Annotated in this window: 23 protein-coding genes and 1 tRNA gene; 7 read left to right on the top strand and 17 right to left on the bottom strand. The window is 66.6% G+C overall.

Features of this window, described 5'->3' with window-relative positions; genetic code table 11:
- Positions 1-94: 94 nt before the first annotated feature.
- Both Asi02nite_RS24160 and Asi02nite_RS24155 read left to right on the top strand, forming a co-directional pair.
- Entirely contained in the window at positions 95-508 is a 414-nt protein-coding gene (locus tag Asi02nite_RS24160; RefSeq protein ID WP_203716183.1) for a hypothetical protein, read from the top strand.
- A 53-nt stretch (positions 509-561) separates the two neighbouring features.
- Positions 562-1,506 carry a hypothetical protein gene (locus tag Asi02nite_RS24155; protein ID WP_203716182.1) on the top strand — a complete coding sequence of 315 codons (945 nt, stop codon included), beginning with the start codon at positions 562-564 and terminating at the stop codon, positions 1,504-1,506.
- Positions 1,507-1,508: 2 nt separating this feature from the next.
- Here Asi02nite_RS24155 and Asi02nite_RS24150 read toward each other — a convergent pair whose 3' ends face one another.
- The gene (locus tag Asi02nite_RS24150) at positions 1,509-2,312 is read right to left on the bottom strand and encodes an S-methyl-5'-thioadenosine phosphorylase (protein ID WP_203716181.1); all 804 of its coding nucleotides are present in this window, start codon (positions 2,310-2,312) and stop codon (positions 1,509-1,511) included.
- 132 nt (positions 2,313-2,444) lie between these two features.
- Between Asi02nite_RS24150 and Asi02nite_RS24145 the strand changes: the two genes are divergently transcribed.
- Both Asi02nite_RS24145 and Asi02nite_RS24140 read left to right on the top strand, forming a co-directional pair.
- Complete coding sequence (locus Asi02nite_RS24145; protein ID WP_239127014.1) at positions 2,445-3,035, top strand: YqgE/AlgH family protein; 591 nt, start codon at positions 2,445-2,447, stop codon at positions 3,033-3,035.
- Between the two features lie 75 nt (positions 3,036-3,110).
- A tRNA-Ala gene (locus Asi02nite_RS24140) sits at positions 3,111-3,183 on the top strand.
- A gap of 1,100 nt (positions 3,184-4,283) precedes the next feature.
- Here the strand turns inward: Asi02nite_RS24140 and Asi02nite_RS24135 are convergent.
- From Asi02nite_RS24135 to Asi02nite_RS24075, 13 genes are all read right to left on the bottom strand, one after another.
- A complete protein-coding gene (locus Asi02nite_RS24135; RefSeq protein WP_373312322.1) occupies positions 4,284-4,595 on the bottom strand; it encodes a PadR family transcriptional regulator in 312 nt (103 codons plus the stop codon).
- 66 nt (positions 4,596-4,661) lie between these two features.
- Positions 4,662-5,792, bottom strand: coding sequence for a tyrosine-type recombinase/integrase (locus tag Asi02nite_RS24130; RefSeq protein WP_203716178.1), 1,131 nt, complete (start codon positions 5,790-5,792; stop codon positions 4,662-4,664).
- Complete coding sequence (locus Asi02nite_RS24125; RefSeq protein ID WP_203716177.1) at positions 5,792-5,998, bottom strand: excisionase family DNA-binding protein; 207 nt, start codon at positions 5,996-5,998, stop codon at positions 5,792-5,794. Before Asi02nite_RS24125 ends, Asi02nite_RS24130 begins: the two co-directional genes overlap by 1 nt.
- Positions 5,991-7,763 carry a replication initiator gene (locus Asi02nite_RS24120; RefSeq protein ID WP_203716176.1) on the bottom strand — a complete coding sequence of 591 codons (1,773 nt, stop codon included), beginning with the start codon at positions 7,761-7,763 and terminating at the stop codon, positions 5,991-5,993. The genes Asi02nite_RS24125 and Asi02nite_RS24120 overlap by 8 nt, the downstream gene beginning before the upstream one ends.
- Positions 7,760-8,287 (bottom strand): DUF2637 domain-containing protein, encoded by a 528-nt coding sequence (locus Asi02nite_RS24115; RefSeq protein ID WP_239127010.1) that lies wholly within the window; start codon positions 8,285-8,287, stop codon positions 7,760-7,762. Before Asi02nite_RS24115 ends, Asi02nite_RS24120 begins: the two co-directional genes overlap by 4 nt.
- Positions 8,284-9,708, bottom strand: a complete 1,425-nt coding sequence (locus tag Asi02nite_RS24110; protein WP_239127009.1) for an FtsK/SpoIIIE domain-containing protein — start codon at positions 9,706-9,708, stop codon at positions 8,284-8,286. The genes Asi02nite_RS24115 and Asi02nite_RS24110 overlap by 4 nt, the downstream gene beginning before the upstream one ends.
- On the bottom strand, positions 9,705-9,953 hold the full coding sequence (locus Asi02nite_RS24105) for a hypothetical protein (protein WP_203716175.1): 249 nt from the start codon (positions 9,951-9,953) through the stop codon (positions 9,705-9,707). Before Asi02nite_RS24105 ends, Asi02nite_RS24110 begins: the two co-directional genes overlap by 4 nt.
- A gap of 2 nt (positions 9,954-9,955) precedes the next feature.
- Positions 9,956-10,363: a hypothetical protein gene (locus tag Asi02nite_RS24100; protein ID WP_203716174.1), complete on the bottom strand. Its 408-nt coding sequence runs from the start codon at positions 10,361-10,363 to the stop codon at positions 9,956-9,958.
- Complete coding sequence (locus Asi02nite_RS24095) at positions 10,360-10,551, bottom strand: hypothetical protein (RefSeq protein ID WP_203716173.1); 192 nt, start codon at positions 10,549-10,551, stop codon at positions 10,360-10,362. The genes Asi02nite_RS24100 and Asi02nite_RS24095 overlap by 4 nt, the downstream gene beginning before the upstream one ends.
- 218 nt (positions 10,552-10,769) lie before the next feature.
- Positions 10,770-11,180, bottom strand: a complete 411-nt coding sequence (locus Asi02nite_RS24090) for a hypothetical protein (protein ID WP_239127006.1) — start codon at positions 11,178-11,180, stop codon at positions 10,770-10,772.
- A gap of 132 nt (positions 11,181-11,312) precedes the next feature.
- A complete protein-coding gene (locus Asi02nite_RS24085) occupies positions 11,313-12,041 on the bottom strand; it encodes a GntR family transcriptional regulator (RefSeq protein WP_203716172.1) in 729 nt (242 codons plus the stop codon).
- Complete coding sequence (locus Asi02nite_RS24080) at positions 12,041-12,325, bottom strand: hypothetical protein (protein WP_203716171.1); 285 nt, start codon at positions 12,323-12,325, stop codon at positions 12,041-12,043. Before Asi02nite_RS24080 ends, Asi02nite_RS24085 begins: the two co-directional genes overlap by 1 nt.
- Positions 12,322-12,597: a hypothetical protein gene (locus tag Asi02nite_RS24075; RefSeq protein ID WP_203716170.1), complete on the bottom strand. Its 276-nt coding sequence runs from the start codon at positions 12,595-12,597 to the stop codon at positions 12,322-12,324. Before Asi02nite_RS24075 ends, Asi02nite_RS24080 begins: the two co-directional genes overlap by 4 nt.
- 262 nt (positions 12,598-12,859) lie before the next feature.
- Between Asi02nite_RS24075 and Asi02nite_RS24070 the strand changes: the two genes are divergently transcribed.
- The gene (locus Asi02nite_RS24070) at positions 12,860-13,720 is read left to right on the top strand and encodes a winged helix-turn-helix domain-containing protein (RefSeq protein WP_203716169.1); all 861 of its coding nucleotides are present in this window, start codon (positions 12,860-12,862) and stop codon (positions 13,718-13,720) included.
- Entirely contained in the window at positions 13,717-14,394 is a 678-nt protein-coding gene (locus Asi02nite_RS24065) for an HAD family hydrolase (RefSeq protein WP_203716168.1), read from the top strand. Before Asi02nite_RS24070 ends, Asi02nite_RS24065 begins: the two co-directional genes overlap by 4 nt.
- Before the next feature lie 567 nt (positions 14,395-14,961).
- Here Asi02nite_RS24065 and Asi02nite_RS24060 read toward each other — a convergent pair.
- The 3 genes from Asi02nite_RS24060 to Asi02nite_RS24050 all read right to left on the bottom strand — a co-directional run bounded on the left by Asi02nite_RS24060 (position 14,962) and on the right by Asi02nite_RS24050 (position 19,724).
- Positions 14,962-15,876: a hypothetical protein gene (locus Asi02nite_RS24060; protein WP_203716167.1), complete on the bottom strand. Its 915-nt coding sequence runs from the start codon at positions 15,874-15,876 to the stop codon at positions 14,962-14,964.
- Positions 15,877-17,879: 2,003 nt separating this feature from the next.
- Positions 17,880-18,992, bottom strand: a complete 1,113-nt coding sequence (locus Asi02nite_RS24055) for a TIR domain-containing protein (RefSeq protein ID WP_203716166.1) — start codon at positions 18,990-18,992, stop codon at positions 17,880-17,882.
- Positions 18,993-19,355: 363 nt separating this feature from the next.
- Positions 19,356-19,724: an ArsR/SmtB family transcription factor gene (locus Asi02nite_RS24050; RefSeq protein ID WP_203716165.1), complete on the bottom strand. Its 369-nt coding sequence runs from the start codon at positions 19,722-19,724 to the stop codon at positions 19,356-19,358.
- Between the two features lie 74 nt (positions 19,725-19,798).
- Between Asi02nite_RS24050 and arsM the strand changes: the two genes are divergently transcribed.
- Complete coding sequence (arsM, locus tag Asi02nite_RS24045; protein WP_239127004.1) at positions 19,799-20,587, top strand: arsenite methyltransferase; 789 nt, start codon at positions 19,799-19,801, stop codon at positions 20,585-20,587.
- Positions 20,588-20,598 lie beyond the last annotated feature (11 nt).

The raw sequence follows: 20,598 nt of genomic DNA, 5'->3' as shown, positions 1-20,598 counted from the left end.
GCGGTGTGACCGCCGTCACTATCGGTGCAGGGCCTCTATCGGGAGGTGTGCGGTGGGCGGCACACGACCTTTCGTCGATGCGATTTCCCTGCAGGTGGCGCGGCGGCACCGGGCGGCGTTGCTCCGCGAGATCCAGATGTTCGAGCACGCGATCGCGTCACCCAGTGCCGAGCCGGGTTGGCGGGAACGGTTCAGCACCCGGCTGCGGACGCTGCGCGGCGCGTTCGCCGAGCACATCGTGGTGACCGAGGGCGAGGACGGCTTGTATGCCGAGTTGCTCGAACACGCGCCGCGGCTGCACAACCAGGTGCGCAAGCTGATCCGGGAGCACGCCGCGGTCGCGGTGTCGATGGCGGCGCTGCAACGGCGCGCGGATCTGGCGGGCACGCGGGTCGCCGAACTGCGCTCCTGCGGCGAGGAGATCCTGCGGGCGCTGTCGCGGCACCGGCAACGCGGGGCCGACCTGGTCTATGACGCGTACGAGACCGACATCGGGGGAGAAACCTGACCTGATCGGGTGATCTCGCGGAACCGGCGGGTGGGGACGACCGTCGAAACGGCATGAGCTTCGTACTGGCGGGTCGTCTCGCCGCCGTCGTCGGTGGCGTCCTTGTCGTGGCGCTGTCGGCGTGTGCCTCGCCGGGCGGTGTCGGCGACGGCGGCGGGCCTTCGTCGCCCGACCATGACTACGAGGCGGTCGCCCAGTGGGCGGCCGAGGTGGCCGACGCCTGGTCGCCGGCGGGCGACGCGTGGCGCACCGGTTACGTGCCGCTGCAGGAGCCGACCGGCGTCGACGGTGAGTTGACCGAGGTGGAGAAGCGGGCCGCGGCGGCCGGTTGGTGGGAAACGGCGGTCACTCTTCCGGCCGACAAGCCGGCGGCGGGCAAGGTGCTGTTCCGCGACGGTGAGCTGACCGCGCCGTTGTTGAGCGCCGCCGAGGCGTACCGGCTGATGGATCTGGGTGATCCTCCGCCGTGTTCGTCCGTGGGGCCTTCAGTTTCTGTGGCGCCGTCCGGTGATGGCTCTGTGTCGGCGCCCGCGGGTGGCGACTGCGTCGGGTTGACGGTGTCGGGGGCGTCGCTCGCGACGATGGAGATGCGCACCAGCCGGGGTGTGGCGACCGTGCCGGCGTGGCGGTTCGAGATCTCCGGCGGGCGCGGGGTGCTGCGGGCGGCGGTGGAGGCGGTGGCGGCGAGCCCGGCCCCGGCCGCGACCCCCAACCGTGCGGCGCCGGCGGAGATGGTCGCGGCCCAGGGGGTCACCGGCGTCGACGGGCTGGAACTGCGTTACCAGCTCGGTGTCGGCGCCTGCGACCGCGACATCACCCCGGTCGTCGTCGAGCGTCCCCACGTGGTGGTCGTCGCCGGCGGCGTGCGGCGCGACTCCGGCGAGTGCACCGATCAGCTGCTGATCGAGCCGGTGAGCTGGACGCTGGCGGAGCCCCTCGGGGACCGCCCGGTTCTGGACGGCTTGAACGGCACGCTGCTGCCGCTGGGAGGGCTTTAGTTTCAGGGCAGCTCGATGGGCAGTTTCAGGCCGTCGAGGGCGTGGGCGCAGGGGCAGTCGCGGTCGAGCGGGATCGTGGCCAGGGCGTCCATCAGCACGCCGCGCATTTTCGCGGTGTTCTCGCCGAAGACGCGGAACACCTCCTCCTGGGTGACGCCGTGGTCGCCCTCGACACCGGCGTCCAGGTCGGTGACCAGCGCGATCGTCGAGTAGCAGAGGGCCAGCTCGCGGGCCAGCACCGACTCCGGGTAGCCGGTCATGTTGACCACCGCGCCGCCGATCGAGGTGAACCAGCGGGACTCGGCGCGGGTGGAGAAGCGCGGGCCCTCGATCACGACCATGACACCGCCGTCGGTCGTGCTGATCTCGTTGTGGGCGGCGGACTTCTTCAAAGTTGCTCTTCCTACGGGGCAGTAGGGGTCGGCGAAGTTCACGTGCACGGCGCCCGCGTCGTAGTAGGTCGCCTGGCGGCTGGTGGTGCGGTCGATCAGCTGGTCCGGGATCACGAAGGAGCCGGGCCCGAGCTCGGGGCGCAGCCCGCCGACGGCACACGGGGCCAGGATCTGGCGTACGCCGAGCGCGCGCAGCGCCCACATGTTGGCGCGGTAAGGGATCCGGTGGGGCGGGAACCGGTGGTCACGGCCGTGGCGCGGCAGGAACGCGACGTTCCGGTCGCCGACGGTCGCCACCGTGATCGGGTCGGACGGCTTGCCGTACGGGGTGTCGATGTCCGCGTCCGTCGCGTTGTCGAGCAAGGCGTAGAGACCCGAACCGCCGATTACCGCAAGCTCCGCACGTGCTGTCACTTTCATCCCTCTCGCTGAGGCTGTCAGCCTTAACCACGGCCGTAGGTCAGGCTAGGGTGCGATGCATGTGTTGCGCGTGTGTGTCCGCGCCTGATGTCCTGTCCCCGTGCGGCGGGGTCGGGGGGTAGGCGCGTGCACGGCGAAGGGCAGGCGATCGGGGGCCGGTCAATGGAATCCATGACCGGCCGGCTCCTCGTGGCCACGCCCGCGCTCAAAGACCCCAACTTCGACCGTACCGTCGTGCTCCTCGTGGCCCATGAGCCCGGCGGCGCGCTCGGCGTGGTGCTCAACCGGGCGACCGAGGTCGCGGTCTCCGACGTGCTGGGCGCCTGGGGCACGCTGGCACGCGACCCGGCGGTGCTGTTCGAGGGCGGGCCGGTGCAGCCCGAGTCGGCGATCTGCCTGGCCCGGATGCGGGCGCAACGACCGCGGATGCGCGGGTTCCACCCCGTCTCCGGCTCGATCGGCACGCTGGACCTGTCCATCGACCCCGACGCGATGCGGGAGAAGCTGACCTGCATACGGGTGTTCGCGGGCTACTCGGGCTGGTCCCCGGGCCAACTCGAGGAAGAGATCCAGAGCGGCTCGTGGTTCGTCTTCGACGCCCTGCCGGGTGACGCGTTCGTCGACCGCCCGGACGACCTGTGGCCGATGGTCCTCCGCCGCCAGGGCGGCATCCTCTCGGCGGTCGCCCACTTCCCGGCGGACGTGGCCCTCAACTGAGGGCACCCCTGCTGGATGACCCCGCGGTGGGGCATGTGTAATATTGCGCGAGTGCCCGGGACACCGGGTGCGAATGGGGCCGTGGCGCAGCTGGTAGCGCACCACACTGGCAGTGTGGGGGTCAGGGGTTCGAGTCCCCTCGGCTCCACCCAAACGACCGCCCTGGTCGGACCGCAAGGTCCACGGCCAGGGCTTTGTCGTTCTTGCAGCTAAGTCTCATGCCGTGCCAGATCCGTGCCAGAAACTCTAGGTCGAGCCGAAGATCATTGGCTCGCATGAGTGAAGATCGCCCTTGACCAATGATCTTTCTGGTGAGTAACTTCACCCGCGAGAAGACGACGTCGGCGCGTAAGGTGCGAATAGGCCCCGTCCTGTTACCGAGGTGGTTCCAGCATCTCGGTGCAGCGACGGGGCCGCCTTCTAGGCCATTAGATCACGGCACCGAGGCATCGGGATCGACTTCCTGAACCGTGTTGTCGCTCTCCGCCCCACCACTTCGCCACGCCCGAATTAGGCATTCCGCCCGCTTATATGGGTGTTGCCATGGGACAAAAAGAACAAGTGCTGCGAGGATCGCCAGCGCCACGATCGCCCACGTCGTCATCGACTTCCTGTCTCGCCTTCTCCAGCTACCACGCGGCCCGGCACGTCCGCCTTCAAACTCTTCCGTAGACCCCAGGCGCACACGGCAATTCGCCCCACGTAGCGCAAACGGTCACGTTCCGACTGTTGCTCAAGGAGTTCAGCCGTGAACTCATCCCGATATCTTCCCTGAAAAAGGAGCGGCATCGATTGAGCCGTAAGTCTGACGAGCGTTAAAGAGATGGATCCCGATTCTCCCGCGAGCTCGCGAAGACTTACAAACGACCTCCCCTCCACCAGATCATTAGCCCTTTCCAGCGCCCTCGACAAAATCGCTTGTAAGTACTCACACTCCGCGTCCAGGACTGAGGTGGCTCCTGGACCTTTGCTGATAGTGCGCCCGAGAGAACGATCAACTGACTCCCTCAGCTTTATAGCCTGCTTCAGGCTTGCTGGGACGAGCCTGTTCAGTTCCCAGTCGGACAGCCCCGCGAGGCATTGCCGAGTTACAACCAACTCCTCGCTTAGCGCACCAATCCGGTCGAGCGTCCGCGATAGGTCGGCTGCGTGCGCGGGGCGATAGCTCAACGGAAGTCCCGCAGCAACGCCCCGCGCACGTACCAACGCGTCGGCTACGTCTTCGTAGCCGACCTCCCCAGCTTTCAACTAAATCGATCCTCCGGCCAACTTTGGAAAACCGCGCTGAATCTGTGCCCGCCGAGCATCTGCACGAATCACCGCGTCACGCGCCTGTGCTACCCCCGAGCCGCTTAGCCTGTAATAACGCCTCCGCGGCCGCCCCTCAGTACGAGGGTCCACGTCTTCCCAACGACTTACGAGCCACCCCATTCCTTCGAGTCGAGCCAAGATCGGGTGAATGGTCCCACTCGCCAACCCCGCCTCCGCGCAGATCTCAGTTCCGTACATTTCACGGGAGGGGTCATCCAACAGGGCGCGCAGGACCGACAGCGTTGGCATGGTCATCTTCGGTCCACTCGCGTTTACCATGCTGGAACTCTAGCAAGGGGCTCGCTGGAACTCAACCTAGGGTCTGCGTTCGGTGATCAAGGCATCCAGGGCGTCCGCGATCGCTTGGTCCCGGTCGCGGGTCGCATGCTGGTAGATCATCGCTGCGCGTGGCGACGAGTGCCCGATTCGCGCCATCACCTCCTTGAGGGTCGCGCCGCTCTGAGCGGACCACGTGCTGCCGGTGTGCCGGAGATCATGAAGATGAAGATCGGCTCCGGCCGGTACGCCTGCGTCGCACATGGCCCGCTTCCAGACACGGTTGAAGTTCCGGCGGCGCGGGATGCCGCCCTGCGGGCCGATGAAGAGCCGAGCGTCGTCACTGGCGCCCACGTAATTGTGGAGATGAGCCTCGATGTCGACGCGGAGTGCGCGCGGGAGGGTGATCGGCCGCTTGCCCGCCTCCGACTTCGGGTCGTCGTCGAGCTGGGTTCCGTCCTCCATCTCCGCAGTCGCCCGCTGAACGCGAAGTTCCATCCGAGCAAGATCGATGTTGCGCCGGCGCAAGGCGACGAGCTCGCCGAACCGCAACTGTGCGAACGCGGCCAAGAGCACGAGGAGCCGATAGCGAGGTTGGATCGCGTCGGCGAGCGCGAGGACCTGGTCGAGAGTGGCGGTCGGTCGTTCGTCTGACTTGTCAGAGCCGGCGCCTTTCAGCCGACAGGGGTTACGGCGGATGAGCGGAGGCTCGTCGTCGGCAGCGGTCCCGAACACCGCGTGCAAGATCCGGTACGCCTTCGCGACCGTCGACCGTCCGACGCCTGCGGCCAACCGGTCCGACCGCCACGTCCGGATCACCGCCGACGTGACCTCGTTCAGCGGGCGCTTGCCGAGTTGCGGGCGGATGTGCAGGCGGGCGATCCGCTCGTACTCCTCACGAGTGCGTGCCTTGAGGTCGCGTTCCTTGATCCACTGGTCAAGATAGTCGCCGAGAGGGATCTTGCCCGCGTCCGGATCGAGCCATTCGCCGCGAAGGATCTCGGCCTCGGTCTCGACCAGCCAGCGTTCGGCGCCCCGCTTCGTCGCGAACAAGTCCGGGGCCTTGCGGGGCTCTCCGTTCGGGTCTGTGTAGCGCGCCTGCCACTTGCTGGAAGGCAGTTGCCGAACGCTTCCGAACCGGCGGCGCGATCCCTTGTCGTTCCCGCCCACTACGCGGCCCTCCACCCATATCCAGCGCGGCGCGGCGCCACGGTGCACGAGTCGATGTAGGCGTTCAGCACGCTCTCGGCGATGCGGACATGCCGCCCGAAGCGCTTGAACTCGATCCGGCGTTCCTCGATGAGCCGTCGCGGGAACCGCTCTGTCGTTCCCAGGCGGTCCGCCACCTCGGCGACCGACAAGTAGCGCTCAGCCATCAGTCATCACCGCCCGCCCCGATTCCGGCGGGTCCGAGGTGCGTCGCCGAGCCTCGTCGAGTTGTTGTCTTCGTTGGATCCGTTGGGAGACGGCGCGTAGGAGCCGGTGCTCGGCGGGTGGCACGTCCGGGTCGTCTGGTCTTGCCAGCTCCCACGCCACAGGAGTCGGTTCCCCGGCCACGGCGTCGACCGGTTCGGCGGTTGCCGAGTCGGTGGTGATGCCGAGGAGCGCTTTGACCCAGGCGTGCGCGTCGGCACGGTGGTCGGCGAGGGTCTTGCCGGACCAGTCGCGGGACACGAGGATGCGCCGGCCACCGATGCCCAATGTGGACCGTTGGTGAACCTTTCCCTTGCAGTTCCCGGGTCGGAGCTTGTCGTGCGCCTTGTTCGGCTGGACGCCGTAGAGGAGCCAGTTGGCGCACCGGTCCGAGCACGGGGTGACGCGGAGCTGTCGCCAGAGCCGGTCGGCGTGAGCGCGTTGGGCGTGGGTGGTTTCGAGGTGGCAGTCGGCGGCGCTCTTGGTGATGTACTTCGTGATGTAGCCGATGGTCTTCTCGGCGTCGCGGGTCCCGCTCTCGACGCCTTTGGCCTTGACCTGGTCGCCGAAGCCGATGACGTGCGCCGGCCGGGAGTTGGCGTCGTCGTCGAGGGCGTCGAGCGCTTGTGCCCAGGTCAGTAGCGGCGTGTTGGTGTCTGGGTCGACCCATGCTGTCCCGTTCCAGCGTGGCGGGTTGTCGGGGTGGTAGACGAGCGTTTCCGCTGGTGGCCACCAAACCTGGTGGTAGGTCGCGGAGGCGACCTTGAGCAGCATGGCGCGGCTGATGGTGCCGCGGATCGCGAAGTGCGCGTGTGGGGCGAGTCGGCGTTGCGGCTCTACGCATCCGGCGTACTGGACGTTCCATCCTTCCGCGCGGCGTAGGTTTTGCCAGAACCGGTCGAGGAGGCGGGGGAAGTGCACGGCGTCCCAGGCGGCGCGGTGGTAGTCGTAGCCGGCCGGGTCGACCGGGGTGCCGATGACCGGGTCGTCGTCGGCGTGCATGCGCTTGCACGCGCACGGGATCGGTTTGCCGCCGGCCGAGCGCCGGACGCCGTGGACCGGGCCGTATGAGTCCAGGGTCAGCGTCAGCCACATCGAGGGCTGGTAGGTGGCGCCGTCGGGGGCGGTGTAGACACGGCCGACGGTGCGCGGCTCGACGCGTCGGCGCGGTAGGTCGGGGACGTCCTGGCGGCGCCTGGTCGACCGGATCCGCCGCGCTCGGCCTTCAAGCTCGTCGCCCTGGTCGTGGTTGGTGTGGGGCGGCGCGATCCGCCCGCGCAGGCCCTCAGCGGAGATGACCTCTTCCACCTCGGCGATCGCGTCGTCCAGGTCGGCGACCTGGTCCCATTGGCAGGCGAGTTCGGCTTGGGCGCGGCCGAGTTCGTAGTGCGCGCGCAGTTGGATGAGCGCGCGTTGCGCGTCGGTGGCGTCGTCGGGCGGCGGAGTGGGTTCGTCGGCGCGGTGCCAGCCTTCCCGGATCTGGACCTGCCGCAGCCGCTTCGCGCGTTTCGCGCAGGCCGGACATTTGTCGTCGCGGGTGGCGCCGCAGGGCAGGTCGATGACCTCGGTCTGCCCGGTGCTGAGGTCGGTTCGCCGGAGCAGCACAGGTCGGGCGCAGACGCCGTACTCGTTGGCGAGTTGCTTGAGTGCGTCGATCGCTCGGGGCAGAGCCATCCGGGCGGCCCGTGAGCCGGGCCGGGCCTCGATGACTGTCGCGGGTGATGTCATCGGCTCACCAGCCGGTCGTCGTTGGCGCGGGTGAACGCGTCCGGGCGCAGTGGCACCAACGCGGTGGGCCGCGCGTGCGTCTCGCCCTGGTCGTCGTCGACCGCGACGGGTGGTGCCGCCACCGTCTGGGCGGGTTGCGGTGGGTTGGTGGTCAGGACGAGTTTGGTCAGCGCGAGGAACGCCAAAGCGGGGACGGCGGAGAGCAGCCAGCCGGACGGGCCGGATTTGGCTACGGCGAGTTGTGCGGCCAGGGACAGCGCCACGGCACCTGCGAGGACGGCTGCTGGGTAGGCGATGGGTTGGCCGGTGCGTCGGCGTCGGCGGATGTCGAGGGCTGCTGCGGTGGGGAGGAGTTCGCTGATGACGGCGTTGGCCCAGCCGAACCATTCGCCGGTCCCGGGCAGTGAGTTGGCCAGGGTCCAGTCTTTGACGTGGGTGAAGGACGCGGCGCCGGCGAAGGTGGCGACGACGAGGAGGATGGCGACCAGGGCTGCCCCTTCCAGACGGGCGGTGTGGGTGGTCATGCGGCACTCCCTTCGGTGAGGCGCAGGCGGCCGTATTCCGTTGCCATGGCTCGGATGTCGGCGTCGGAGAGGTAGGAGAACCGGACCCGCATCGGGGTGGGGTCGCCGTCGAGGAGCAGGTAGGCGACGCCGGGCAGGCTCTTGGGGATCTGGTCGCAGAGTGCACCGCGGTCGCGGCTGCCGTCGTTGAGGACGAGGTCTACTTCCTTGTCCTCAGCCAGGCGCAGCGCGATGCGGGTCGGGAACAGGTTGCGGAACGGCAGGACCTCTTTGCGCGGGTCTTGCAGGCAGGCGAGGACGTGGACGCCGACGGCGCGGCCTTGGGAGAGGAGCACGCCGAGCGCGTTCTTGATCCGTTCCTTGAGTTGGCGGTCGGTCAGGTAGGCGGTCAGCGCGGCCAGCTCGTCGACGATGATGAGGATCAGCGGCTCGTCGACGGTGGGGATGTGCTGGCGGGTGAGTCCGCGAAGCCGGCCGGTGCGTCGGCGCATGGTGGCTACGGCCTCTTCGAGCATGTCGGCCATGGCCGTGTAGTCGTCGCACGCGAACCGGGCGAACAGCGGCCGGCCGATCGCGAGCTCCATGCCGCCTTTGGGGTCGAAGGCCCACACCTCGACCAGCCCGGCCCGGATCCCACCGGCGACCGCGCGGACGGTCGACCAGATGACCGAGCCTTTCCCGGCGTCGGTGGCACCGGCGACGAGGATCTGTGTCCCGAACAGCCTGAGCGTCAACGGGCGCCCGTCTTCACGCCGGCCGAGTGGCAGCGCCGTGAAGTCGGGGACGAACGGCACCGGCAGCGGCTCGACCAGCGTCGCGAGCGGGTCACCGCGTAGCAGCGTGAGGGTGATGGTGTCCGGTCGCCGGCCGGGTGTGACCTTGACCTGGCGGACGCCGAAGGTGTGCGCGAGTCGTTCCGAGGCGAGCGCGAAGTCGTCGGGGGTCTGCCCGGACACGATCCGCACGGTGACTTCGTCGATGCCAGCCCCGCACCGGACCTTCTTGAGGATGGGTAGGACGGTGTGGGTGTCCCAGGTGACCGCGAGCCGGGCGGTGGCCATGGCCGGATGCCAGACCCGCCGGTACTGCCACAGCCGGATCCGCGCCTTGACCGGCCACCACCCGAGCCGCAGCCACGACGGGCGGTGCGAGAGCGCCCACACCGTCGCGACCAGGGCCACGGCGACGACGACGGTGGCGAGGGTGAACGCACCGTGCTCGAGGTAGAGCCAGCCGAGTCCGGTCAGCGGCAGGGTGAGCCACCAGTGGCGGATGTAGCCGCGTACGAGCCGGCCGAGTCCGCGTAGGCACCACCAGGCCACGGCCATCCAGATCGGTATCCGCACGACGGGTGTGCGGACGTTCAGCGGCGCTTCCGGGATCTCCTGGCCCCGGATGACGTTGATGAACGGCACCGTCACGCACCCCCGTCGTAGTAGGGGCGGGCGATCTGGCTCCACCATTCGGCGACGTGCGCCCACCGCGGATCCTGCGGTGGCGGGTTGAGGGCGTGGACCTCGGCGATGAGCATCGCGAGCATGGCCCGGTTGAGGTCCAGCGACCCGGGGTGGCCGGGCACGTGCCAGCCGTCCGCGTGCCGCTCGGCGCGCAGGTCGCAGCCGGGAGAGTCGGAGACGATCCGGGTAGCGGTGAGGTGCAGCGCCACGGCTACCGCCCCCCATCAGCGGTGAACAGCGCTCCCTGACCCGGTGCGCTGGTGCGCCGGGACGCCCGACGGCGCACCGAACGCGAGGCGAGCACCGTCGCGACGAGCCCGGACAGGTCGCCCGGCCCGGCCGGCGGTCGCGGGACGTGGCGGACCATGGTCGGCAGCCACCGGCCACGGCCGAGGACCGCGCGCAGGTCGGCTCGGTCGGCGACGTGCGGTGCGATCAGGTCGGGGTCGAGGTGGCGGAGCTTGACGACGGTACGGGCGAGCGCGGCGGCAGCGGCCGAGATCTCGACCAGCGCGGCCACCCGAACCGCGTCGCCCGGAGTCGTGAGGTAGACCTCGCGGGCGGCGCTAATGCCCGGTCCCGCCAGGGTGGCAACGGTGCGTCGATGGGTGCGGGTCATGACGGCCGCGCCTCCCGCCCGAGGGTGGCCTTGCAGTGCGCGCAGGCGTTGGCGTGGGTGTCGAACCGGCGGGGCTTGCGCCAGTGGTGGCAGCGCGGGCAACGGATCTCGACGACCGTCGCGGACGGCGGACCGAGCACGAGACCGGTCGAGGCGGCGACGGCGCGGCAGAGCGTGACGACGCGCATCACGACCACCCCGCGCACGCCGGGCATAGGGACTCGGCCGGGGTGGCGGGGAACAGCCGGCCGCAGCCGGAGCACTCCCGCCACACCATCCGGATGATGCGGGCAGCGTGAACTAACGTGGGCATGGCAGCCCTCCCCTTCGTGGGTGTGGTTGAAGGCGTCGGGGGCGGGGGTTCTGCTTGGCGGTTGAACCCCGTCCCCGACGTGACAGTCGCTGTTCAGGCAGCGGCGCTGCGACGCGGTGACGGCTTCGGCGCCGACAGCCCGCTCGCCCTGATCGACCAGGCCAGCCGCGCCCGGCAGCGGTGCGCTCCCTTGTCGGAGCCCTTGCACCGCTGCGAGTCCACATAGGGCGTCAGCACCAGGTCGCTGAACTCGACCCGAGGCGGATAGCCCGGGACCGGCGACTCGGGCAGCACCGGCTGCACCGGCGCCGCAATCTTGACCTTGACCTCGGTCGACCGGCCGAACGAGCCCGCCTCGGGGTCGAGGTCCATCACGACGACCTGCCATAGCCGCTCACCGGTCGCCTTGTCGCGCGCCTGGTCGTCGCCCTGGCCGCGCTTGTCGAAGTCCGTGACCGCCTCGACCCGCAGACCGAGAACGCCGTGCGCGAACACATAGTCCATCGGAACTGGGACCTGTAGCGCGTTCGGAACCGACATCTTCGTGGTCTCCCTCCACTTGACTACTTGACTGGTCATGTCAGCCAAGTATGTCGATGGCCAACATGGCTAGTCAAGTGAGGGATTCAAGATTGTTTATGGAAGACGGTGCCCGAACTCCACAATGGTGCGATCCGCCGGCTGCACCGCGTCGACCGCCACCAAGGGCCGTCCGTCGGTGTCGAGGACGACGACGGTGGACGCGATCAGGCACCGACCTCGGTGCACGCCGAGCAGGGATGCCTCACGAGCCGTCGCGGGCCGGGCCATCAGCCGCTCGGTCACGCGCCGCGGACCGAGCCCGGTGCGGGTCAGCCGTGAGAGCAGGTCTTCGCGGATCGGCGCGTTCATGACCAGCACCGCCCGCCGGGCGATGTCGTCGGGAAGGTGAACGACCGCGAAGGCGGGCGGCATGACGCCCGTGTCGGCGAGCATCCGCCGTCTGGCGACGACGCGGGCCGGGGTGCTCAGGCCGAGGATGTCAGCGACCCGGTCGGTGGCTGGGACCGGCGCCGCGCGCACGAGGGTGACGGTGGTCGAGTCCTCGCCGTCGAAGAGCCGCAGTACCCGGGCCGGCGCCGAGGCCCGCTCGGCGTGAGGGCGGCCGAGCACGATGCGGCCCTTGCCCTGCTGGGCTTGCAGCCACCCCTCCAGCCGCAGGAACTCCAGAGCGCGCACAACGGTGGCGCGTGCGGTCCCGAACTCGCGCACGAGATCCGCCTCGCTCGGAAGCAGGGAGCCAGCCGGGTAGCGGCCGGAGATGATCCGGTCCTGCATGGCACCCGCGATGACCGCGTACTTCGGTGGCGTCGACTCGACCGGCATCAGACCACACCCCGCACGGCCGCCGACGCGGCGAAGACGCCGACGTGTACGAGCACCTGGACGCGGCCGAGCGCGGCGCCCTGGTCGACAAGCACGATGCCTTCGAGCCAGACCCAGTCACCGCCGTACCAGAGCGAGATGTCCTCGCGCACACACGTGACCCGAAGCCAGAACGGGCCACCGTGGTACCGGGCCATACTCGCCGGGACGTGGACGGCGCAGCCGACGAGGTCGGCAGCCGGCGCGGGTAGGCGGGCAGGCGTCGACACCGGGTCGCGTCTCACGCCCACACCTGCCGCCAGCGCTGGTCGGTCATCCGCCACGGCGTGCCGTGCGGACGGGTGAACGCCGACGCAAGCCCGAGATCGGCGAGCTGCCGCGCCACACACGGGTAGTAGCTGTACGGACGACAGGCCAGGCACCAGCCGTCCACACCGGGCTGATGCTCCGCAAAAAGCCGCCGCGACACCTGCCACATCAGCCGGTTGACGCACCCGACCGGCGGGTCGATCGGCGGGTCGTTCCGGTCGAAGGGCAGAATCTCCGCCGGTCGCACCATGCACCTCCACCGCACGTGGAAGGCACCGGAGCGGACGGAGCAGTCTCAACGCCCACCCCGGTGCCGACAACGGCCCGCCGCGCACCCGCGCCAAGCGCCAACCCGGATGCAGACACGCGACGGACCTGCCTTGGTGAGTCAAGCTCAACTCACTTGACTAGCTTGGCTAGCCAAATTGACGGTAAAGATGGGCTACCGAGACACAAGACGACCAGCGCAACTATTCCTAACTTGGCTAGTCAGGTTCTAATCTGTGGCCGTGAACCTCACCGCGGCCGACCTCGACGACCTGGAGCCCGACGACCAACGCCCGTCGTCCCAGCAGATCGCCGGAGTGCTCCGCGCGGTCATCCTGACTAAGCGGATCGGGCCAGGCGAGCGGCTACCGTCGCAGCTCGACCTCGCCGAGAGGTACGGCGTCGCCCGCGAGACCATCAAGACCGCGTTGCGCATCCTGCGCGACGAGCGGCTGATCGTCACCCGCCAGGGAACCGGCGCGTTCGTCCGCACCAGCACAGAGAAACCGATCGGACTGCGGCCACACATCGAAGCGGCGTTCGAACGACCACACGTCTCCATCGACTTCGCCGGGTTCTCCGGCGAGACGTTGCACGGCGCTATGACTGAACCGCTCGACAAAATCCGCGCCGGCCGCCTCTCGCCCGAGACCATCACAGTTCGCCTGCTGCTGCCGGACCTGAGCAACCCGGCGTCAGTGCCTGCCGCCGCCAACGACGACGGAGATGACGTCGCGGTGCGACGGCGGGCCGAAGGCATCATGCGACGGCACACCGAGTCGATCGTCGCCGAGGTACACGAACTCGCCGACCTCGGACTCGTCCGCAACGCCACCGCCGACATCCGACGCCACCGCACCGCCACCCTGTTCAAGCTCTACATTCTCAACAACGAACAAGCCTTCTTCGGCTTCTACCCCGTCGTGAAGCACTCCGTCACCATCGACAAGAAACCCACACCGATCTACGACGTCATGGGCAAAGACGTACCGCTCTTCCCATACGCGACGAGCGACGAGGAAGACACCGGCACCCAGTACGTCGAAGCCGCCCGCGGCTGGTTCGACAGCGTCTGGAATACAATCGCTGAGGAGCGCCCGTGAATGCGAGCGCTAACCAGCTCGCACAACTGATCCGTGACCGGTCGCTCCTCCTTCTCGACTTCGACGGACCAGTCTGTTCTGTCTTCGCGGGATACCCGGCGCGTTCGATAGCCTCGGAACTGCGCCAGATGACGGGAGTCAACACAACAGACTTCAATGACGAGAACGACCCACTGCGACTCCTTATGCGTTTGTCGCGAGTGGCGCGGCCAGAGGTGACGCAGATGGTCGCAAACGCTCTCAGGGAAAAGGAAATCTTAGCGATCGAGACCGCCATGCCAACGCCTGGCAGCGCCGAACTAATTCGCGCAGCCCGGGCGAGCGGTAGACAAATAGCGATTGTGAGCAACAACTCAATTGGCGCAATACATGCGTACCTCGCGTCCCACGGGCTTGCCAGCTCCATCGACCACGTTAGTGCCCGATACGACGGAATGAATCCTGCACGTCTTAAGCCAGATGCCGAACTCCTCCGAAGGGCTTTAGCCGCGACTGGCGTGGCGCCCGACCGTGCGATCTTTATCGGCGATTCCCTCTCCGATGTGGCGGCAGGGACGGCCAGCAACATTCACACCATCGGGTATGCGAACCGCCGATCAAAGAAAGACGCACTGCGTGCGGCCGGCGCGGTGAACGTGGTGGAAGATCTTATGCAGATTGTCGTTGCACTTTAAGTTGTGTCCCCGTCCGCTTCAAGAAATAAGAATGCCTGGCTTACGTCAAATTGGAATAGAGTGCCCCTTACTACGTTCGATCACAGCTAGCGAAAGCCCCAGACCGCTCAGCATGAGACCGACCGTGGATGCAACGGCAGAACCGAGCAGGACTACGAGCACGAATGGATTCCCGTCGGGCTTCGTATCGGTGGCCAGGGCCAGCGAAGCGGTGACTAGTAGTACCAGGAGAAAGGCGCCGGTTGCGAGGAGCGACACAATAATGTGTCCACGCGCCCGCGCGAACCTTCGCTCAGCGCCCTGCATCGCGTGACTTGTTCCCGCTCGTGGTCCGAAGGCCGCAAGGATCGCGACGGCTGCCATGACGAATCCCAGCAAGGAACTTGATGATCCTGTGATCGTTGAGTAGACCTGTTGGCGAGCTTGCGGCGTAAGGTCCGCGACGAGTATCGGCTCGGTTGAGCGCGAAGACCAAACGAACAGGATGATCACAGACAGGAGAAATGAACATACGGAGGCCGACCAGTGGTTACGATCTAACCATCTCAGAATCGACACGGATGTCTCCTAATCGCCTTGCATTACCTGAGTCCGAAGTGCTCGCCTGAACAGCTCCTCATCCGTGTAGCGACGGTGGGCACTGTCCAATGCGGAGAAGGTTGCATCTGCGTTAGGAAGTGCTGGTGCATCTTCATCCCGGGGGAGGTCGACTTCAACCTTTAGTCGTTGCTTTAACAGGTTGATAGTCTCGACTTTGCCGACCAGCGGGTCGAAGCCACTAATTATTAGCGCGTCCACAATATCGTGCGCATTCTCGGCGGCTTCGAAGGCAGCGTCTTCAAGCGGGCGCTCTAGGTAAGTGTCGCGCGGGCCATACTTTCCAATGCCAACGCGTACCCGCAGTGATGGCGCTTTTGGCCCGAACGCTCTAGGCATAAATGTCTCAAGCACACCAGCATCTTCTCGGGTTGCGTATTCTGGTTTGGTTATGCCGATCTCCACGCTTCTCAGGCCGCCACGCATCCTAAGCAGCTTCTCGAACATATCCGGGTCATACAACGGATCGAAGGACACGTACTCTCGCAACTTGTTGCGCAAAAAGAACGACAGGCGTCCCGGCCGAGGCGCGTTCTTGTGCAAGTCTTGACCGGCTATGCCGTCCGGCCACAACGTGACATGAGATACGTCGGCAGGATAGTGGCCCTTGAGAACCGGTAACAAGTTCAATTTTCCGCCTGGTTGCCACTGCGCGGGATGCTGATCTTCAGTACGCAGGGCAAGCAACTGCAACCGTGTAGGTCTGTTTTTACCTCCTGGGTCGATCACGTTGACCGCCGTCGTGACCTCCTTGCCCTTGAGGACCAAGAAGTCGGGATCGTTGACGGCCTCTGCGGCAAGATGAGTCGCGGTTTCCGCCGGGCTGAACGCTTCCCGCAGGGGTTCAGAGCGCCACTGGTAGAAGACGAGCGATCGGGCAACCATGCATCTAACGGTATGCGCGCTTTTGCGCAGCGATGTCAGCCCAACGCGTGAATGTTGTGACTGAAGGACGACAGACAGAGCGCTTCGGCTAGGACGTTGGCCATGCGCGCCAGGAGCTCGCACTGAGATGATCCCTTGACTGGTAGCCACAGATAGAACACTAGTTCGAGGGTACGACAATCTCGCACTAAGGCGTTAGTCGATCAAGTACTAGTCGTCGGCAAGATCCATGATGGAGCGACCAGCGAGGCATCTATGCGATGTCGTGGTTGCGCGACGCTGCCCCTGGGTGGGTGGTCCCGCTCATGAAGCGACCCCGGCAGTTCCCGCCTGCCGAATTTGGCTCTCCAGAATCAAGGCGCCGCGCGAGCGCGGCGCGACCGCGCCGGTTCGGCGTCGCGCTCTGGGCCTTCGGCCCGCCGCGCACGCCGGCCGGCCGCACCTAACTCTGGCCGCACGACGCAGGACAATCCGGCGTGCAAATCGATCAGCCTGCCCTGCCAGAGAACGAGCCTGCTCTGGCGGGCTGCAGAGCCTCCGCGTATCCCTCGCCCTCAGTCTGGCCAGTCGGCCGGGACTTCCTCTTCGGTCGAGTAAGTCTCTGGCGCCGGGTGCCCAACGCCCATATGCCACTGGTGTCGTTGGGCTGCGTACTCCGCGCCCGAGGGTATACCCCAGCCCCTGCGAGAATGGGCGCCGCACGAGCAGCGCCACCGCCAGGAAATCCGTGCCTTGGTGCTGACGCCATCAGGCGCGGTGCCGCTGAGCGCTCGCAGAATCTTCCCGAACATGGCTGGCCTCCCGTTGCCCGCGGAGAGTCTATGTCCCGCACGGGTGCCTCCGGCGGGGGCGCTCAGGAGGTCCAGGATGGGCGCCATCCCGTCCGCCGTCGACCCAGGCAAGCCGAGCAGACCGTCGGCGAGGCCGCCAAGCGTCGTCGCGACCGTTGCGGGTTTATCGGGTGTAGGCGGCCCCGCCGACGGCCCGCTCCCCGGAGGGTGGGTCGACGGCGGACGGGATGGCTGTTGGGGGAGGGCACGGTTAGACCGCGTGCCAGTTCCGTGCCAGATACAGAGGGGAACAGCGGGGAATCACGGCGGAGAGGAGCGCGAGTGCGGCGCGCAGCTCGTCGTAGGCGTGACCTCGGCGGCGCAGTTCAGCCGAGACCGCCTCTGGCAGTGTGGGGGTCAGGGGTTCGAGTCCCCTCGGCTCCACAAATGGCCGGTGGATGTTGTTCGCAGGATCGCGAACAAGATCCACCGGCCATTTGTGTCGCATATTCCTATTCCGGGGGCGACCCCCGGACCCCACGGTGTGGTGGCTACTCTCCGCGGTCAAGCCAAGTTTGACGCCGAGCCCCACATCAAACCGACCTGCTGCCAAGAGGCGTGAGCCGAGCTGACGTCGAGGCCCTCGGGCCGGACGTCCGACCCCCAGCGAAGCATCTACAAGGGCAGGTCGAGATGGCGCCGCCCACGAGCCGGTGCCTGCTGCCGGTTCAGAACGCGAGCTCTGAGTCGCCGACTCGCGGTCCGTGGATTGTCGACCCGGCAAGATGCTGAGCGGCTGCCGTCCGGCACTGCGTAAGGCCGCCTCGAATGGACTTTGGCCAAGCCGGTCGCGGTCTCCCGGGCCAACCTGTTCACCCGCACGGTCCAGGACCACCTCGCCGACACTCGACAGGGTTAGCCTCCAGCGAAATCTCGACCTATGGCCGGCGAGCACGTGCAGAGATGGACAGAGTGCTGGCGAATCGCATCGGCGTATGGACCCGCTGCCCTCGGCCGCGGCGGGAAGGCCTTCGGACCACTAGACCGCCCATCAAGGACAGCCATGGGCGGCGCGCAACGGAAGAGACGGCCGCAAGTGGCCCTAACTTCACCCCGAAGGTCGCGACACCGCCGGCAGGCGCAAACCGACTCGGAGACGCGCGGCGCCTCCGACCCGCTTCACAACTCGATATAAAATCCGAACTCGCATACGGACCTCGACCGAGGCGGTTGCTAGGAAGCAGCACCTCGCACTTCATCAATAAGGCGAGACCAGCCGTTTAGCACGGTTACACCGTCGATCACACCCGTCAAGCCCTTTCGCAGTTGCCGCATAGGGGTCTTGACTACCCGCGCCAGGGACTGGACATTATCGATATTCTGAATCAAGTCTCGCAGAGACACTACCGCAGCAGTCCCGGTTTCAGAGACCTCCTCTATTTGGCGATAGAATTGTTCGACTTGCTCGCGTTCCTCGTCACTTTCTGCCTCCCCGTGGATCATCCGTATGATCGCCTGGATGCCGGGGTCGGCCTCAATCGCGGAACGACTGAAAGCTAGCCCGTTTTCTAGGACGCGTTCCGAGATTCCCGATAGAGCATTGGCAAACTCATTCATGACGACCAGCCGACCGCGCATGCCGCCGCCACGCCTGTCGCTCTCCTTCAGTTTCGCCAGATGGTCCCTCGCGATGTTCGCGAGATCAGGGAGATCCTTTCCTAGGTCAGCCATAATTTCGGCCCAGCGAAAGATGTTGTGCTCCGCAATGGCCATTTGATCCAACGAGCCCGGAGAGTCATCTCCGGCCTCATCGATCAATGGCTCGACGGGTCGTTCCGCAACCTCCGCTGCTATAGCAACAAGGCGGTTTGCAACTTTATTCACAGCAGACCGATACTCGGGCGAGGACTCCTCCGCCAACCGAAGCTTTCGCCAGTCTTCCCACTGAATCTGTTGCACGATCCTCGCTACTTCGTCTTGCGTGTCCGGATCAGTTACGGCTGGCGTCTCGGCATAAATGATAGGTAACACGAGTTCGCGCGCGTTGGCGCTGGACGCTCGACCGACAAACTCGACGAACTCTCGCCTGCACTGTTCACTACGTAAGTAAAGAGGGGTAATCAGCGGGACAAAGAAGGCAGTCTGGAGAAGCGCACTGTCTATGACACCGCGCCACTCATTTCCCCATTCGATATTCTCGTTATCAACAAACAGGTTGAGCCGGTCACCCGTTAGCAATTCATATTCGTTCTGGATTGCTTTGGCCAGTCGCCTGATCCGACCGCCTTCCAGTTCATCGTCGCGGTGCACGTAGCTCCAGAAGCCAATTGAATCACTATTCGACATGCGCGAACGGTACGGCGTGTTCGGCCACGGGAAATACCCCGAACGAGTGAAAGTCCGAAAATAAGGACTAGCGGCTGATATTAGAATGACTGGTCGGCGCAACCTTCGACACCGGCAGTACGGTCGTTTGCGCGATCGTGCTATCCCGGAATCTTTGTATGTACTCGGGCATAGCCGTTTCGTGGAGGAGGCCGAGGAAGCTGTATCTGCAAAAGACGTGCCCTGCGGACGGTGAACGATCGGCGTGACATCAATGCGGACCGTCCCCGCCAGCCGCCGCATTTCGACCCTCGTCTCGCTCGTCAGCTAGAAGCCGGACCAGCTGGAGGCCAAGGCTGAGTCCGAGCCTTCCCGTCCGGCCGTCTAGATCGTGGCCGTAAGGGCCGACGTGTCGAGGAGTTGCGAGAGCGGCGTCAAGGCGGCGGGGATCACCCAGTAGTAGACCCAGGTGCCGCGGCGTTCGCAGTCGATTAAGCCCGCCTCGCGGAGGACGCGTAGGTGGTGCGAGATCGTGGGGCCCTTTACCTCGAAGGCGTCTGTCAGGTCGCAGACGCAGACCTCTCCCCCCGCGCGGGCCGCGATCATCGACAAGAGGCGTAGGCGGATCGGGTCGCCTAGGGCCTTGAAGCTTCTGGCCAAGCCCGCCGCCGACTCTTCCGTGAGTGCCTCGTCGACCAGCGGCTTGCAGCAGGTGGCCGATCTCAGGTCGGTGATCTTCAGTTCCGTGCCCACCGCACCATCTTGACAAGTGTCGAAACAGCGTGCAAGCGTTTGTCTTGATGGTTGTCGAATCAGGGAGGGTCGAGATGGCTACGGGGTTCGAGTCGCCGGTGTCCCGGGAGGACGTGCGGGAGCGGTATGCGGCGGCGGCGCTGAAAGTGCTGGGCAAGCAGGGTGGAGGCGGCTGCTGCGGGCCGTCGGCGGCCGATGGCTGTTGCGGATCGTCGGCGGCGCAGGTCGACGGGCCTATCGGTGAGCTCTACTCGGACGCTGAGCGGGCCGAGGTGCCCAGCGCCGCGCTGGAGGCCAGCTTGGGCTGCGGCAACCCGTTGATGGTCGCCGAGCTCGGTGAGGGTGAGACCGTGCTCGACCTTGGTTCGGGTGGCGGCATCGACGTGCTGCTCTCCGCCCGCCGGGTCGGTCCCAGCGGCAAGGCCTACGGCCTCGACATGACCGACGAGATGCTCGACCTCGCCCGGCGCAACGCGGCCGAGGCCGGTGCCGGCAACGTCGAGTTCCTGCGGGGGCACATAGAGGACATCCCGCTGCCGGCCGGCAGCGTCGACGTGGTGATCTCCAATTGTGTGATCAACCTGTCGACCGACAAGCCGGCCGTGTTCGCGTCGATGTTCGGCGTGCTCAAGCCGGGCGGGCGGATCGGAGTGTCCGATGTCGTCGCGGACGACGGGCTCAGCCCGCGCGAGCGCGCCGAGCGCGGCGACTGGGTCGGGTGCATCGCCGGCGCTCTGTCGTTCAGCGAGTACGCGCGGGGGCTGACCGCCGCCGGGTTCGTCGATGTGGAGATCACCCCGACGCATGAGGCCGCGCCGGGGATGCACTCGGCGATCGTCCGTGCCCGCAAGCCGCGGGGCTAGTCACCCGGTCG

This window comes from Asanoa siamensis (genome assembly GCF_016862555.1).
GTDB lineage: Bacteria > Actinomycetota > Actinomycetes > Mycobacteriales > Micromonosporaceae > Asanoa > Asanoa siamensis.
The sequence above is the reverse complement of the archived record's forward strand: the minus strand, read 5'-3'. Positions and strand labels throughout refer to the sequence as shown.

Excerpts from the sequence above, each read along its gene's own strand:
- Asi02nite_RS24155 (WP_203716182.1), top strand. The coding sequence starts at position 562 with ATGAGCTTCGTACTGGCGGGTCGTCTCGCCGCCGTCGTCGGTGGCGTC.
- Asi02nite_RS24135 (WP_373312322.1), bottom strand. The coding sequence starts at position 4,595 with ATGCCAACGCTGTCGGTCCTGCGCGCCCTGTTGGATGACCCCTCCCGT.
- Asi02nite_RS24125 (WP_203716177.1), bottom strand. The coding sequence starts at position 5,998 with ATGGCTGAGCGCTACTTGTCGGTCGCCGAGGTGGCGGACCGCCTGGGA.
- Asi02nite_RS24120 (WP_203716176.1), bottom strand. The coding sequence starts at position 7,763 with ATGACATCACCCGCGACAGTCATCGAGGCCCGGCCCGGCTCACGGGCC.
- Asi02nite_RS24115 (WP_239127010.1), bottom strand. The coding sequence starts at position 8,287 with ATGACCACCCACACCGCCCGTCTGGAAGGGGCAGCCCTGGTCGCCATC.
- Asi02nite_RS24100 (WP_203716174.1), bottom strand. The coding sequence starts at position 10,363 with ATGACCCGCACCCATCGACGCACCGTTGCCACCCTGGCGGGACCGGGC.
- Asi02nite_RS24095 (WP_203716173.1), bottom strand. The coding sequence starts at position 10,551 with ATGCGCGTCGTCACGCTCTGCCGCGCCGTCGCCGCCTCGACCGGTCTC.
- Asi02nite_RS24090 (WP_239127006.1), bottom strand. The coding sequence starts at position 11,180 with ATGGACTATGTGTTCGCGCACGGCGTTCTCGGTCTGCGGGTCGAGGCG.
- Asi02nite_RS24085 (WP_203716172.1), bottom strand. The coding sequence starts at position 12,041 with ATGCCGGTCGAGTCGACGCCACCGAAGTACGCGGTCATCGCGGGTGCC.
- Asi02nite_RS24060 (WP_203716167.1), bottom strand. The coding sequence starts at position 15,876 with ATGGTTGCCCGATCGCTCGTCTTCTACCAGTGGCGCTCTGAACCCCTG.
- Asi02nite_RS24055 (WP_203716166.1), bottom strand. The coding sequence starts at position 18,992 with ATGTCGAATAGTGATTCAATTGGCTTCTGGAGCTACGTGCACCGCGAC.
- arsM (WP_239127004.1), top strand. The coding sequence starts at position 19,799 with ATGGCTACGGGGTTCGAGTCGCCGGTGTCCCGGGAGGACGTGCGGGAG.